The organism is Prauserella rugosa (assembly GCF_000719975.1).
Lineage (GTDB): Bacteria > Actinomycetota > Actinomycetes > Mycobacteriales > Pseudonocardiaceae > Prauserella > Prauserella rugosa.
The window spans coordinates 1-12,852 of sequence record NZ_JOIJ01000007.1 but is presented as its reverse complement, the minus strand read 5'-3'; the positions used below and the strand labels follow the sequence as shown (position 1 = coordinate 12,852).

General features: G+C 69.4%; 14 protein-coding genes. 7 read left to right on the top strand and 7 right to left on the bottom strand.

Annotation, left to right across the window (positions count from 1 at the left end; genetic code table 11):
• Positions 1-13: 13 nt before the first annotated feature.
• Together IF64_RS0111520 and IF64_RS0111515 are read right to left on the bottom strand one after the other, a co-directional pair.
• Positions 14-448 carry a VOC family protein gene (locus IF64_RS0111520; RefSeq protein WP_030532065.1) on the bottom strand — a complete coding sequence of 145 codons (435 nt, stop codon included), beginning with the start codon at positions 446-448 and terminating at the stop codon, positions 14-16.
• Entirely contained in the window at positions 445-984 is a 540-nt protein-coding gene (locus IF64_RS0111515; protein ID WP_030532064.1) for a DinB family protein, read from the bottom strand. The genes IF64_RS0111520 and IF64_RS0111515 overlap by 4 nt, the downstream gene beginning before the upstream one ends.
• Positions 985-1,138: 154 nt before the next feature.
• Between IF64_RS0111515 and IF64_RS0111510 the strand changes: the two genes are divergently transcribed.
• The 5 genes from IF64_RS0111510 to IF64_RS0111485 all read left to right on the top strand — a co-directional run bounded on the left by IF64_RS0111510 (position 1,139) and on the right by IF64_RS0111485 (position 5,925).
• A complete protein-coding gene (locus tag IF64_RS0111510; protein ID WP_030532063.1) occupies positions 1,139-1,930 on the top strand; it encodes a maleylpyruvate isomerase family mycothiol-dependent enzyme in 792 nt (263 codons plus the stop codon).
• 247 nt (positions 1,931-2,177) lie between these two features.
• Positions 2,178-2,636 (top strand): GNAT family N-acetyltransferase, encoded by a 459-nt coding sequence (locus IF64_RS0111500; RefSeq protein WP_030532062.1) that lies wholly within the window; start codon positions 2,178-2,180, stop codon positions 2,634-2,636.
• A gap of 309 nt (positions 2,637-2,945) precedes the next feature.
• The gene (locus tag IF64_RS0111495; RefSeq protein WP_030532061.1) at positions 2,946-3,911 is read left to right on the top strand and encodes a cyclase family protein; all 966 of its coding nucleotides are present in this window, start codon (positions 2,946-2,948) and stop codon (positions 3,909-3,911) included.
• Positions 3,912-3,928: 17 nt separating this feature from the next.
• Positions 3,929-5,578 carry a long-chain-fatty-acid--CoA ligase gene (locus IF64_RS0111490; RefSeq protein ID WP_030532060.1) on the top strand — a complete coding sequence of 550 codons (1,650 nt, stop codon included), beginning with the start codon at positions 3,929-3,931 and terminating at the stop codon, positions 5,576-5,578.
• Between the two features lie 41 nt (positions 5,579-5,619).
• Positions 5,620-5,925 (top strand): GNAT family N-acetyltransferase, encoded by a 306-nt coding sequence (locus IF64_RS0111485; RefSeq protein WP_030532059.1) that lies wholly within the window; start codon positions 5,620-5,622, stop codon positions 5,923-5,925.
• Positions 5,926-5,985: 60 nt separating this feature from the next.
• Here IF64_RS0111485 and IF64_RS0111480 read toward each other — a convergent pair whose 3' ends face one another.
• Positions 5,986-6,948, bottom strand: coding sequence for a pirin family protein (locus IF64_RS0111480; RefSeq protein ID WP_030532058.1), 963 nt, complete (start codon positions 6,946-6,948; stop codon positions 5,986-5,988).
• Between the two features lie 299 nt (positions 6,949-7,247).
• On the opposite strand from IF64_RS0111480, the gene IF64_RS27480 reads away from it, so the two are divergent.
• Complete coding sequence (locus IF64_RS27480) at positions 7,248-8,279, top strand: Ig-like domain-containing protein (RefSeq protein ID WP_169741944.1); 1,032 nt, start codon at positions 7,248-7,250, stop codon at positions 8,277-8,279.
• A gap of 46 nt (positions 8,280-8,325) precedes the next feature.
• Here IF64_RS27480 and IF64_RS26030 read toward each other — a convergent pair whose 3' ends face one another.
• Positions 8,326-9,018 (bottom strand): hypothetical protein, encoded by a 693-nt coding sequence (locus IF64_RS26030; protein WP_030532056.1) that lies wholly within the window; start codon positions 9,016-9,018, stop codon positions 8,326-8,328.
• An 87-nt stretch (positions 9,019-9,105) separates the two neighbouring features.
• Entirely contained in the window at positions 9,106-9,885 is a 780-nt protein-coding gene (locus IF64_RS0111465; RefSeq protein WP_030532055.1) for a thioesterase family protein, read from the bottom strand.
• 179 nt (positions 9,886-10,064) lie between these two features.
• Between IF64_RS0111465 and IF64_RS0111460 the strand changes: the two genes are divergently transcribed.
• Positions 10,065-11,339, top strand: a complete 1,275-nt coding sequence (locus IF64_RS0111460; protein WP_036876412.1) for a uracil-xanthine permease family protein — start codon at positions 10,065-10,067, stop codon at positions 11,337-11,339.
• A 44-nt stretch (positions 11,340-11,383) separates the two neighbouring features.
• On the opposite strand, the gene IF64_RS0111455 is transcribed toward IF64_RS0111460, so the two are convergent.
• Positions 11,384-11,800: a hypothetical protein gene (locus tag IF64_RS0111455; RefSeq protein ID WP_030532053.1), complete on the bottom strand. Its 417-nt coding sequence runs from the start codon at positions 11,798-11,800 to the stop codon at positions 11,384-11,386.
• Between the two features lie 148 nt (positions 11,801-11,948).
• Positions 11,949-12,734, bottom strand: coding sequence for an ESX secretion-associated protein EspG (locus tag IF64_RS0111450; protein ID WP_030532052.1), 786 nt, complete (start codon positions 12,732-12,734; stop codon positions 11,949-11,951).
• Positions 12,735-12,852: the final 118 nt, after the last annotated feature.

Genomic DNA, 12,852 nt, shown 5'->3' with positions numbered 1-12,852 from the left:
CCGACGTTCGAACTCACCCAATTGGGGGAGTAATGTCGGCATGCGCAGCCTCCGGACCTGCGACGAGTTCGACCTCGAATCCCTCGCTGTTCTCGACGAATGCCGCGTAGTGGTGCGGGCCGCCCGCGTACGGGTGCCGATCGGCGAACAGAAGTCGCCAGCCGTGCCCGGGCGCCTCCGCCGCGAGCCGATCGACGTCCGCTCGGGTGCCCGCCCACAACGCGACGTGGTTGAGCCCGGCGCGCATCCGGTCGTGGCCGCCTGCTCGGCGATCGGGCCCCGCCTCCAGCACCACGTATCCGGCCTCCGGGTGCCGCCAGCTCTGCCCGGCGCGCCAGAGGTCCGCGCATTCGTAACCGAGCTCGCCGAGCAGCCAGCCCCACTCCCGCTCGGCCACGTCCAGGGCGTCGACCCACAGTTCCAGGTGATGCAGCACGCCGCGGGTCACTCGCCGGTCTCCCCGTCGATCGACTCGCGCAGCAGATCGGCATGCCCGTTGTGCCGCGCGTACTCCTCGATCATGTGCAGCACGATCCACCGCAGGTTCGGCGCCCGCCCGTCCGGCCACGGCGCGTCGGCCATGCGCTCGAGACCGCCCTCGGCGATCGCCTCGGCCGTCAGCCTCCTCGACGCGACGACCGTGTCGCGCCACAGCGCGAACAGCTCCTCGGGGGTGTCGTCCGCGGCGGTCCGCCACTCCCAGTCGGGATCGCGCGCCCAGTCGACCGCGTCCCACGGCGGCTCGGCGGGCAGGCCGTGCAGCCGCCGCGCGAACCAGTGGTTCTCGACGAACGACAGGTGCTTGAGCAGCCCGCCCAGCGTCATGGCCGAGGCGGACGTCGTCGCGCGCAGCGCATCGGGACCCAGCCGGGAGCACTTCCATTCGAGCGTCTGGCGCTGATAGTCGAGGAACCCCAGGAGCTGGTCCTCCTCGCCGCCTTCGAGCGGTGGTTCCGTTCTGCCCTGTTCGTCCACATCAGACATGTGCGCTCCGAATCGTCCCGGCGTGGAAAAGGCGCAGCGTAGCCGCCGCCACCGACGTTGTCGCCCGAACAGCCGCGTCGACGTGGCCGGAGGCCGAACGTCCGGGATACGGTTCCCGCGAGGTCACGACGCCGTCCCCAGCCGGAGCCGCCGCATGCCCGAAGTCACCGTCGAACCGACACCCGCCGCGGCGCGGGCGGCGGCCGACCAGTTGGTCGAACTCGTGCTGTCGACGGTCGATCCCACCCTGGCCGTGCCGGCCACGCCGCCGTGGTCCATCACGGACGTCTTCGGACACGTGGCGATGGAACCCGCGCGGTACCGCGACCTCGCCCGCGGCCACGGCACCTGGCCCACGCGCGCGGCGGATCTCCCCGAGTTCAACGCCGAACAGGTCGCCACCCTTCCGACCCGCGACCTGCGCAGCCTCGCCACGATCCTGCACGCCGGTCTCGAGGACTTCCTGGCCACGATCACCGAACTCGGTCCCGGCGCACACATGATGTTCGACGGCGACCAGCGGATCCGGGTCGACCGTGCACTGGGGACACTCATCGGCGAGTTCCTCGTCCACGGCTACGACATCGCCCGCACGCTCGGCAGACGCTGGCCCATCGAGCGGGAGTACGTGCCGATGGTGCTCACCGGGATGCACCAGATCATGCCCGGCTGGCTCGACCCCGCGCGTGCCTCGGGGCACACCGCGACCTACCACGTCCGGCTGCGGCGGGGCCCGATGCAGATCTACGCCTTCCGCAACGGCGCGTTGACCATCGGCGAGAGCGGACGGCCGGACGTGCGCATCACCGCCGACCCCGCGACGTGGCTGCTGCTCGTCTACGGACGCGGCAGCGCCGCGCGAGCCGCGCTCACCGGCAAGGTCGTCGCCTCCGGGCGCAGGCCGTGGCTGGCGCCGGGTCTGGCGAAACGCTTCCTGCCACCGTGAGGCGCGTGTGGTAGGCCCGTGTTGCGCCCCCAGGAGCCCGTGTTGCGGATCCAGGGACGCGTGTTGCGTTCCCAGGTGCGCGTGTCAGCACCTCGCGTAGCCGTCTCGCCGTAGCGCCGGTCCCGTATCAGCGGGCCACGATCACGCGGAAACCCACATCGAGTTCTTTCCTGCCGAGCAGGTCGACGTGCCGCTCGTGCCAGGCAATCGCCTCCCACATCCGGCCGCCTGCTGGAGAATTCCGAGTATGGACGACATTGTGATCCGCGGCGCCCGCGACGACGAACTTCCGCTGTTGGCCGATATGCGGTGGCGCTGGGTGGTCGACCGCGGCGACCGGCCCTCGATCGGACGAGGTGAGTTCGTCGACTCGTTCGTGACGTGGGCGCGGGCGCACGCGCAGGGTCACCGACCGCTCGTCATGCTGCGTGGCGACGACGTCATCGGTATGACCTGGTTGGCGATCCAACCCCGCGTGCCGTCACCACTTTCGACCGGACGTGCCGTCGGAGACCTGCAGTGCGTGTACGTCGTGCCCGAACACCGGGCGTCCGGGCACGGGGACCGCATGATCGCCGCCGCGCTCGAACTGGCCGACGAACTCGGCCTCGAGTGGGTGACGGTGCATTCCAGCAAGCGCGCGGTCACGGCGTATGAGAGACGCGGCTTCGCCGTATCCCCACGGCTGCTCCAGGTCAAGCTCTGAGTTGGGGCACGGCACCTTCGGACCCCAAGGACGCAACACGCGTCCCTGGATCCGCAACACGCGACCCCAGGAACGCAACACGCGACCCTGGAAGCGCAACACGCGACCCTGAGGGCGCAACACGCGCACGCATTACGGACTTGAATTCCGACGACCACGGGCCGACGATTCCACTCCCTCACATGGCGCAAAACGGCTCAACCGTGGGAAGAATGCTCGGGTCCTCGTCGTGGTGGCCAACCTTGACACGCGATCACCTCCGACCGCACTATCAGCCCGCGGAGCCGACGGCAGCAAAGGAGCTGACCGATGACCGAAGCGCCTGCCATGCGGGAACTCTTGGGCGAGGACACACCGACCAATTGGGGAAAATGGGGGCCGGACGACGAAGTCGGCTGCTTGAACTATCTCGACGCCGGTGAGGTTCTGCGGGGGATCCGCCACGTGCGCACCGGCGAGGTGTTCACCCTGCAGACGCCGATGGGGCATCCGAAGGGCGATCCAGTCTTTCCCGGCCGCGAGAGCATCGACCGCGAGAACATTCTCGACGAGTCGAGTTGGGGACCGGGCAAAGAGGACGCTCCTGATTTCCCCGGCGGACTCCATTACGCCGACGACGTCGCGAAGATCTTCCTCCAGGGATCGTCGCAGTACGACGCGCTCGGCCACGTCTGGTACGACGGCAAGATCTGGAACGGATACGACGCCGAAACCACCGTGGGCGGACTCGACAAGGCGTCGGTGCTGCCGATCGCCGAGAAGGGCGTCGTCGGCCGAGGTGTGCTGATCGACATGGCCCGCCACCGGGGCAAGGACAACCTGGAGAAGGGCGAGACGTTCGACCACCACGACCTGATGGAGGCGGCGGCGGCCCAGGGCGTGACGATCGAGAAACACGACGTCCTGCTCATCCGCACCGGATTCATCGGTTACTGGTATCGAACGACTCCCGAGGAGTTCTACCAGGATTTCAACGAACCGGGTCTGACGTATTCGCGGGAACTCGTGGAATGGTTCCGCGACACCGAGATCCCGAATCTCGTCACGGACACGATCGCCAACGAGGTCACGAAGGAACCCGAAACCGGCGTCGCGCTTCCACTGCACTGCGCGCTGATGCGCAATCTCGGCGTGACGCTGAGCGAGGTGATCTGGCTCGACGACCTCGCCGAGGCCTGTGCCCGCGACGGCCGATGGACGTTCCTGTACGCGGCCGCACCGCTGAAGGTGGTTCAGGGGACGGGCTCGCCGGTCAATCCGATCGCGATCCGCTGATGCATGGAGCGGCGAACATGAGCGTCTACGACGACAAACCGTGGCTCGCGCTGTACCAGCAGGGAAAGCCCCACGGGATCACCCCGGAGTTCGCCAACGTGGTGGACATGTTCGCCGCCACGGTCGCGACGCGGCCGAACGCCGACGCGGTCCGTTACTTCGACGGCCGCATCACGGCACGCGAGCTGGACGAGCTGTCGGACGCGTTCGCCGCGGGCCTTGCCGACACCGGCTTCGTCCGCGGTGATCGCGTGGCCATCTACGCACAGAACGTTCCGCAGTTCGTGATCGCCCAGCTGGGCACGTGGAAGGCGGGAGGCATCGCGGTGTCGGTGAACCCGATGAACCGGGCCCGCGAGCTCGACCTGATCCTGCGGGACTCAGGGGCGAGTGTGCTGGTGTGTCTCGAGGGGCTGTACCGCGACGTGGCGGCCGACGTGGTGCCCGGCACGGACGTGCGCACGGTGATCACGACGTCGGAACTCGAACACCAGACGCGCTGCGACAAACGGGTGTTCTCGGGTGTCGAACGCATCGACTGTGCCGGCACGGTCGACATGGCGACACTCATCGACCGGTTCCGCGGCACCGCGACGCCGAAGGTGCAGCTCGACCCGGACGACGTCGCGCTGCTGACCTACACCTCCGGCACGACCGGACCGCCGAAGGGCGCGATGACGACGCACCGCAACGTCGTGTTCAACGCGCAGACCTACCGCGACTGGATCGGCGTCGGGCCCGACGACGTGCTGCTCGGCGCGGCACCGCTGTTCCACATCACCGGGCTGATCGCGCACATCGCGTTGTCGCTGCTCACCGGGGCTCCGCTGGTGTTGATGTACCGCTTCGACCCCGAGGTGACGATCGAGACGATCCGCGACGAGCGGGTGACGTTCGCGGCCGGTTCGATCACCGTGTTCATCGCGTTGATGAATGCCCCCAACGCCGAGAGGTCGGCGCTGGCGAGCCTGACGAAGGTCTATTCGGGCGGTGCACCGATCCCGCCGAGCACGGTGCGTGCGTTCCAGGACATGTTCGGCCACTACATCTACAACGTCTACGGGTTGACGGAGACGACGTCGCCGTCCCACGCCGTGCCCGTCGGTGCCGACGCGCCCGTCGACCCGACGTCGGGCGCGTTGTCGGTCGGCGTTCCGGTGTTCGACACGGTCGTGCGCGTGGTGGGCGACGACGGCCGCGACCTGCCGCCGGGCGAGGTCGGCGAACTGGTCACGTCGGGACCGCAGGTGGTGCCCGGCTACTGGAACAAGCCCGAGGAGACGGCGAAGGCCCTTCCCGGCGGCGCGCTGCACACCGGCGACGTCGGCTACATGGACTCCGACGGATGGTTCTACCTCGTCGATCGCAAGAAGGACCAGATCAACGCAGGCGGGTACAAGGTGTGGCCGCGGGAGGTCGAGGACGTGCTGTACGAGCACGACGCGGTTCGCGAGGCCGCGGTGGTCGGCGTCCCCGACGACTACCGCGGCGAGACGGTGAAGGCGTTCGTGAGCCTGCGCCCGGGCCGGTCGGCCGATCCGGACGAACTGATCGCGTTCTGCAAGGAACGGATGGCGGCCTACAAGTACCCCCGGCAGATCGAGGTCCGCGACGAGCTCCCGAAGACCGTCACCGGGAAGCTCCTGCGCAGGGAGCTGCGCGGATGAGAAGAAGCGCGTGGGCGGCCGCACGCACGTAGGGTGCGGGCATGACGACCACCGTGACCGACAACCGCGACGAGCAGCGGTTCGAGATCCACGTCGACGGCGCCCGCGCGGGTATTGCGGAGTACCGGCGGCGCGAGGGCGTCATCGCCCTCACCCACACCGAGGTCGACCCCGGCCACGAGGGACAGGGCCTGGCGGGCCGGTTGGTACGCGGGGCGCTCGACGACGCCCGGTCCCAGGGGCTGGCGGTGCATCCGCACTGTCCGTTCGTCCGGGACTACATCGCCAAGCACGACGAGTACCTCGACCTCGTGCCGGAGGACCAGCGGGCGCGATTCGACCTCTGACCTGCGCCACCGGTGCACCTCTGACCGGCGCGCCCGGGGCACCTGACCGTTGCCCGCTCGTCACCCGCGGGGTCGCAGGCGGACGTGGGGCAGCTCGGGCGCGGGAATCGTCTCCTCCCAGCTGCCGGGGAACGCACCGAACCGCCCCGGCTCGCGTGTCGTGCGTGCACGTTCCCACTCGCGCCGGTACTCGGCGATCTCGTCGTGCGACCGGCCGACGAAGTTCCACCACATGACGATCTGCTCGCCGAGCGGTTCGCCGCCGAGCAGCAGTACGCGCGCGTCGGTGTGGGCGCGCATCGTCAGCGCGCCGGACCCGGCCGGCCGGTGCACCAGGTTGCCGTCGCCTGCGGTGACACCGGAGGTCTCGACCGTGCCCCGGTCGACGAGCACGCCGTGTTCGAACGAGGGGTCGACGGCGAGCCGCAGTTCCAGACCGGCGGGCAGGGTGATCTCCGCACCGAGCAGCGGCGTGAAGGTGTGCACCGGCGACGCCTGCCCGGCCAGCGATCCCAGGAAGACCAGGATCCGCGCGCCCTCGACGTCCACCGGCGTGGGTGTGTAGTGCTCGAACCCGGGCTCGGCGAACCGGTCCGGCTCCGGCAGCGTGACCCACAGCTGCACGCCGTGCAGGGTCGTGGTCCCGGGGGTGGAGAACTCGGAGTGCGCGATGCCTCTGCCCGCGGTCATCAGGTTGACCTCGCCGGGGCGGACGAACGCGTGCGCGCCGGTGGTGTCACGGTGTTCGATCTCGCCGCGGAACAGCCACGACACCGTCTGCAGCCCGGTGTGCGGATGGCCCGGGACCCGCATGCCGCCGGTGACCGACACGTCGTCGGGTCCGTAGTGGTCGACGAAGCACCACGCCCCGATGAGCGACTGCGCGCGCTGCGGCAACGTCCGCCGCACCGGCATCGCGCGCGGCCCGCCCAGCGGCACGCTTCGGGGTTCGAGCACCCTGCCGTGAGCGTTGGGAGCCGACGTGCAGGTCAGTTCCTCGGGTGCGGGGTCGAGGTTGCTCATGCGGGCCTTCCTGGACGCCGGCCGTGCGGACGGTCCGCCCGGCTCACCACCTCATCATCCCGCCGCATCCGGGGGCGTGCCGCGCCCGGTGACGCGCCGCCCGCGTCCGTCGCCCGAATGGCAGATCGCATTCACCGCGACGCGCGAAATAGACGAAATCTGCGTACATTTCGGATCGGTGGTTCGATGTACGAAACGGTTCCGTGAAGGAAACGGCTCGACGAAGGAAACGCTGGGCACCCCGACAGATTGCGAATCCCATGCGAAATCCCCGGCACGTCACCACATTCGCGGCACTGATGGCATTACTCGCCGCCGTGCTCGCTCCCGGAATCACGACCACACCCTCCGCGCAGGCGCAGGATCCGCAGCCCGACTGGGTGGGCGAGATCGGCGCCTTCGGAGAACCGAGCTGGACCGCCGCCTTCAACATCGGCGGCCTGTATCCGTGTGCCCGTGCGGAAGTCACGGGTCAGATCGTCAACAACACCGACCTGCCCGCGTCCATCACGTACACCGGTTCGGAGGCCACGGGGACGATCGCGCCGTTCCTCGTGCTGGGTATCGAGAACTGGGAGGACGTCGTTCTGCAACCGGGAGAACGCACCGGTGTCTTCACCTTCACGGTGGAAATGCCCTGCGACACCGGCAACGAGGCACAGGGCACGAGCGGCCAGGTGCACTGGAACTGGCAGATCACCCCCGTCGAACCGCCACTGCCCGCCGAGTTCGAGGCCGTGGACGACGCAGCCATCACCTCCGCCGGAGAGCCGATCACCATTCCCGTGCTCGACAACGATCTCAACGTCCCCGAGGGCGCACGGGTCGAGGTGAGTCCGGGCGATCCGGCCGGCGGCGAGTGGTCGGTGCGCGACGACGGCACGGTGGTGTTCACCCCGTCGGACGGGTTCAGCGGCAAAGCGCACGCCACCTACACGGTGTTCGACGCCGCGGGTGAGCCGGTCGGCACCGCCGCGATCACCGTGGACGTCGCGCCGCCGCCCGATCCGGAACCGCCCACCACGACACAGCCACCCACCACGACACAGCCACCCACCACGACACAGCCACCCACCACGACATCGACCGAACCGCCGACCACGACGGATCAGCCGACCAGCGAGCCGGAACCGACCACGTCGTCCGGAACGTCGCCGACCGGGTCGTCCACGCAGGACGCCGCCCCGCCGACGACGACCGGCACGTCCGATACGGCACCGCTCGCACGCACCGGCCCGGGCGCCCCGATCGGTGCGCTCGTGATCGTGTCCGCGCTGGCGCTGCTCGCCGGCCTCACCGCCCGAATGCTCGGCCGCGACCGCCGGAGCTGAGGTGGGCGCGGCCCGGTGCGGGCGGACCGGGCCGCGCTCCGCCCCGTCAGCTCGGGTCGCAGGACGCCGGGTCGGCCTGCAGCTCGGGCGCCTCCTCGGAGAGTCCGGTGAACGCGTCCTGTCCACTCCGGACGAACGTGTCGCCCTGAAGGGCGTACGTGGTGCGCACACCGTGATAGGAACCGTCGACGTCGGAGCGCTGTGCCTTGACGATCCGGAACGTGGCACCGTCGTCGTCCGGGCCGTAGCAGCCGTACGACACGCGCGCGGTCGCGCCGCCACCATCGTGGAAGTCGAAGGCGGCGCCTTCGGCGTCGCTGATCCGCACCAGGCCCTGTTCGGGAACGTAGGTGAATGCGGTGAACGTGACGGTGTTCGCGCCTGCCTCGGTCGCGGCGATGATCTCGGCGGTGCCGTCGCGATTCAGGTCGGCCACCCGCGGTTCGAGCAGGAAACGTCCCGAGGAGTCCACAGGGAATGCGGACTCCACATAGGAATGGTCGGCGAACCGTGCGGAGACGACGTGTTCGGCGCCGCTCTCGCGCAGCGTGACGAGTTCGGGCCCGCCGTCGCCGTTGATGTCGGCCTGAACCGAGGCCGACGGCGGCGGTGCGTCACCTTCGGTGTCCGCCGTGGCAGGAGTAGCCGCGGCGGCGGGTGCCGAAACCATGGCGCCACCCAGCAATGCCGTCGTCGTGACGCCGACAGCGGTCTTCATGGTCTTCCTGACGGTGTTCATCGCAGCCCCCTCGCGATGTCGTACCGCGTGCCTGTCACGCGGACTCGGTGTCAGGACGGGACGAACGGCGCGCGGGGTTGCACGCGTCTACAGCGGACGCACGGTGAGGATCTGCTGTGCGTGGCCGACCTGTCCGTGGACGTCGTGCAACACGCTGCTGGTGATGCCCCTTCCGTCGGGGCCGAACGTGACGGTCGTGTCGAGGCCGGTCCAGCCGATCTGCGGGGTCCGGTCCAGGTGGACGGTCAGGTCGACGTTGGGGAACATCCACTCCGTCGGCGGGCGCCGGACGGCGATGCCGTTCGCCGCATCGACGTGGGTCACGAACGCGGCGACCGGGCCGACGGACTCTCCCTGGACAAGATCCAGCGTGGACGAGATCCAGGCAGCGGTGCGCCCTGGCTGCGGCGGCGCGCACGGCCGCAGGTCCAGGGAGGCGATGTAACCACCGGGCCACAGTTCGCTCGCCGACCACGGCTCGAGCTCCGCAGGCGGGGTGAGCGGCGGCGCCTGCCCACCCTCGACCGCAGCGGTGTCGCCGAGGGCCAGCAGCCACGCCCTCGCGCGGACGGCGGGACGTCCGGCGATGACCGCGACGGCCTCCACCAGTTCGATCGTGCGCCCTGGGCGGATCACCTCGACCCGGATGTCGCATTCGTCGAGCGCGAGCTTGCCGAGGATGTCGAAGCTGAGGCGGGAGACGGCGAGTTCGCTGCCACGGCCGCGACGGTCGAGGTCGATGGCGTGCGCGATCAACCCGCCGAGCGGGCTGAAGTGCTGCTCCGCCGGATTCCACGCGCCGCTGGTGTGCGGGGTGGGCTTGTACCGCTGCTCGTCGATGCGTTCGTAGTAGCTGCCGCTGCTCACCCGGCGGATCCCTCCCTGCTCGGCGACCGGAGGTCAGCGTAACGGCGGCGGCCGCGCGAACGGGGCGAACGTGCCGCGTCTGACGCTGTGACCGGCGGAACAGGCGTCAGCCGCGCGCGCCTCGTCGCGGGTAGGTTGCGTTCGGCCGATCAGGTGAGGAAACGGGAGCGGGCGAATCCATGAAGCTGCTGACATGGCGACCGAGCGACGGTAGCGGGGTCGTGGCCCCCGACGAACGGCTCAGCTGGCCGCGCACGATCGGCGTCGGACTGCAGCACGTGGTCGCGATGTTCGGTGCGACCTTCCTGGTGCCCGTGCTCACCGGGTTCCCGCCCAGTACGACGCTGGTCTTCTCCGGTGTGGCCACGCTGCTGTTCCTGGTCATCACGCAGAACAAGCTGCCGAGCTATCTCGGGTCGAGCTTCGCCATCATCGCGCCGGTGACGGCAGCGACGGCCTCGCACGGGCAGTCGGGGGCCCTGGGCGGCATCGTGATGGTCGGCGTGCTGCTGGTCGTCGTGGGCGTGGTCGTGCACTTCGTGGGCACGCGGTGGATCGAGCTGAGCATGCCGCCGATCGTCACGGGCGCGATCGTCGCGTTGATCGGACTCAACCTGGCGCCGTCGGCCAAGGACAACTACGCGGCCGAACCGGTGACGGCCACGGTGACGCTCGTGTTGCTGGTCGTCTCGCTGGTGGTGTTCCGCGGCCTGCTCGGCAGGTTGGCGATCTTCGTGAGCGTCGTCGCCGGGTACGTCTTCGCGCTGGTGCGGGGAGAGGTCGACACCGGTGCGATCGCGTCGGCGCCGTGGGTCGGCCTGCCCGAGTTCACGGCGCCGACGTTCTCGCTGTCAGTGCTGCCGATGTTCGTTCCGGTGGTGCTCGTGCTGGTCGTGGAGAACATCGGGCACATCAAGTCGGTCAACGAGATGACGGGCATCGACAACGACCGGCGGATCGGCCGTGCACTGGCCGCCGACGGACTGGGCACGGTGTTGGCAGGCAGCGGCGGAGGGTCGGCGACCACCACGTACGCCGAGAACATCGGGGTCATGGCCGCGACCAAGGTGTACTCCACGGCGGCCTACTGGGTGGCGGGCTCGGCGGCGGTACTGCTCGGGTTCTCCCCCAAGATCGGTGCGGCGATCGCGGCCATCCCCGCCGGTGTGCTCGGTGGCGTGACAACCGCGCTGTACGGCCTGGTCGGCATCCTCGGCGTCCACATCTGGGTGAGCAACCGGGTCGACTTCGGCAAGCCGATCAACCAGTTCACGGCGGCGGTGGCGCTGATCCTGGGCATCGCCGACTACACGCTGACGGTGGGCGACATGACGTTCGGCGGGATCGTGCTCGGCTCGCTGGCGGCCATCGCCGTCTACCACGTGATGCGCATCGTCGGATCCGCGCGCGGCACCGTCACGACCGACGAGCCGGTCGACGCCGAGCGCGGGTAGGCGTCCGCGGTCCCGGGCCGGGGAGCCGGGACCGCGGCGCCGGGTCACTGCGGCGGTGTCGGCGAGGGAGGCGGCGACAGGTGGCAGTCCGGTACCCAGCCGCGCACGCCGGTCTCGTCGACCGTGACGTCGACGTAGGTCGTGGTCACCTGGCCCCAGAAGCACGTGTAAGGGGGAGTGCCGGGCTGTTTCCATTCGGCGTGCATCGTCACCGTCTGGCCCGAGTAACCGAGTCCGCGCACCTCCGCGGCGGGGTCGGGCAGGGCGAGGATCTTGATCCCGTCGCCGTAGATGACCCAACTTCCGCTGGCCGACACGCCGCCCTGCTGGGCGCTTGCGGTGTGGGTCGCTGCGGGTTGCGGCGCTGCCGCCTCGGCGGCCTGTGCAGGCGCGGCGAGAGCCGGCCCGGCCACCAAGCCGGCCACGACGGGCGCCAGTAGCGCTGCCCTGAACCTGGTCATCCGCATGCACTCCTCCTGTGCGTCGGTGGATGAAGCACGCACAAGGTTGCCTGCCCGGTGTGGCAGGCACGTGGTACGCGGCGGGCCGGTTCGGTGGCACGCGGTGGTCCGGACGTGCCGGGTCAGCGCGGTGGTCGGGCGTGCCGGGTCAGGACATCGACTGCCACGTGGCGAGGAACGTCTTGGCCAGGTTCGCCGGGGTTCCGGGTAGGCAGTGGATGTCGCCTCGGCCGTCGGTGAAGGTGAGCACGCGGCCCTGGTCGCGGATGTCGATGACGGTGAACGGCTTGCTGCGCTGGTGCGTTCCGTTGACAGTTCCGGCGACGTACACCTGATGCACGCCGAGCCGGGGCGCCTTCATCAGTTTCTCCAGCTGCTTTTCCGGCGGCTGTTTGGCGGCGAACATGTCGTGTCGTTCGTCGCGTTGTTCGAAGGCGGCACGCGTGATGTGCATTTCGGGCACGGAAGCGGCCGGGTACTGCGGCAGTTCGGAGACGAAGTCGTCGATGAAGTGTCGTTCCTCGAAGCCGACGAACGACACGAGGTCTCCACGGACCTGGACAGCGACGCCTTCGCCGCCTGCGATCGCGGCGGCGAACTTGCGTTTCGCGGAGCCGTTCCCAGGGCCGTTGCCGGAGCCGTCGCCAGGGCCATTCCCAGGGCCGTTGACCGTGCTCCAGCAGTACAGCTCGCGTGAGGGTGCGGCGAGAATCCGCAGTGCGACGCGGAATTCGCGGGTCAGCATGTCGCCGTGCGCAACGCCGAGTTGTTCGAGCAGCCGGAAGCACTCGCGGTCGTGTTCGGCGCGGCGCTGTTGGGAGACGTAGATGTCGTCGGCACCGAACACGGGCGGCGAGTCGCCGAGCCCTTCGAGTTGCCACACGTGGAGCAGGACGGACCGGGGAACGGTCACGGGTCGAGTCAGGACGGTCATGCGGGTCTACTCGCCGATCGTCGGGGGTGTCACGACGTTGCCGGTGGTCGGGTCGCGCAGCACTTCGCCGTCCTCGGTCAACGCGAACGCCTCATCGGTCGAGACCACGTACTGACGC

Coding starts and splice junctions, on each gene's coding strand:
- IF64_RS0111515 (WP_030532064.1), bottom strand. CDS start 984: ATGTCTGATGTGGACGAACAGGGCAGAACGGAACCACCGCTCGAAGGC.
- IF64_RS0111510 (WP_030532063.1), top strand. CDS start 1,139: ATGCCCGAAGTCACCGTCGAACCGACACCCGCCGCGGCGCGGGCGGCG.
- IF64_RS0111500 (WP_030532062.1), top strand. CDS start 2,178: ATGGACGACATTGTGATCCGCGGCGCCCGCGACGACGAACTTCCGCTG.
- IF64_RS0111495 (WP_030532061.1), top strand. CDS start 2,946: ATGACCGAAGCGCCTGCCATGCGGGAACTCTTGGGCGAGGACACACCG.
- IF64_RS0111490 (WP_030532060.1), top strand. CDS start 3,929: ATGAGCGTCTACGACGACAAACCGTGGCTCGCGCTGTACCAGCAGGGA.
- IF64_RS0111485 (WP_030532059.1), top strand. CDS start 5,620: ATGACGACCACCGTGACCGACAACCGCGACGAGCAGCGGTTCGAGATC.
- IF64_RS0111480 (WP_030532058.1), bottom strand. CDS start 6,948: ATGAGCAACCTCGACCCCGCACCCGAGGAACTGACCTGCACGTCGGCT.
- IF64_RS27480 (WP_169741944.1), top strand. CDS start 7,248: ATGGCATTACTCGCCGCCGTGCTCGCTCCCGGAATCACGACCACACCC.
- IF64_RS26030 (WP_030532056.1), bottom strand. CDS start 9,018: ATGAACACCGTCAGGAAGACCATGAAGACCGCTGTCGGCGTCACGACG.
- IF64_RS0111460 (WP_036876412.1), top strand. CDS start 10,065: ATGAAGCTGCTGACATGGCGACCGAGCGACGGTAGCGGGGTCGTGGCC.
- IF64_RS0111455 (WP_030532053.1), bottom strand. CDS start 11,800: ATGACCAGGTTCAGGGCAGCGCTACTGGCGCCCGTCGTGGCCGGCTTG.
- IF64_RS0111450 (WP_030532052.1), bottom strand. CDS start 12,734: ATGACCGTCCTGACTCGACCCGTGACCGTTCCCCGGTCCGTCCTGCTC.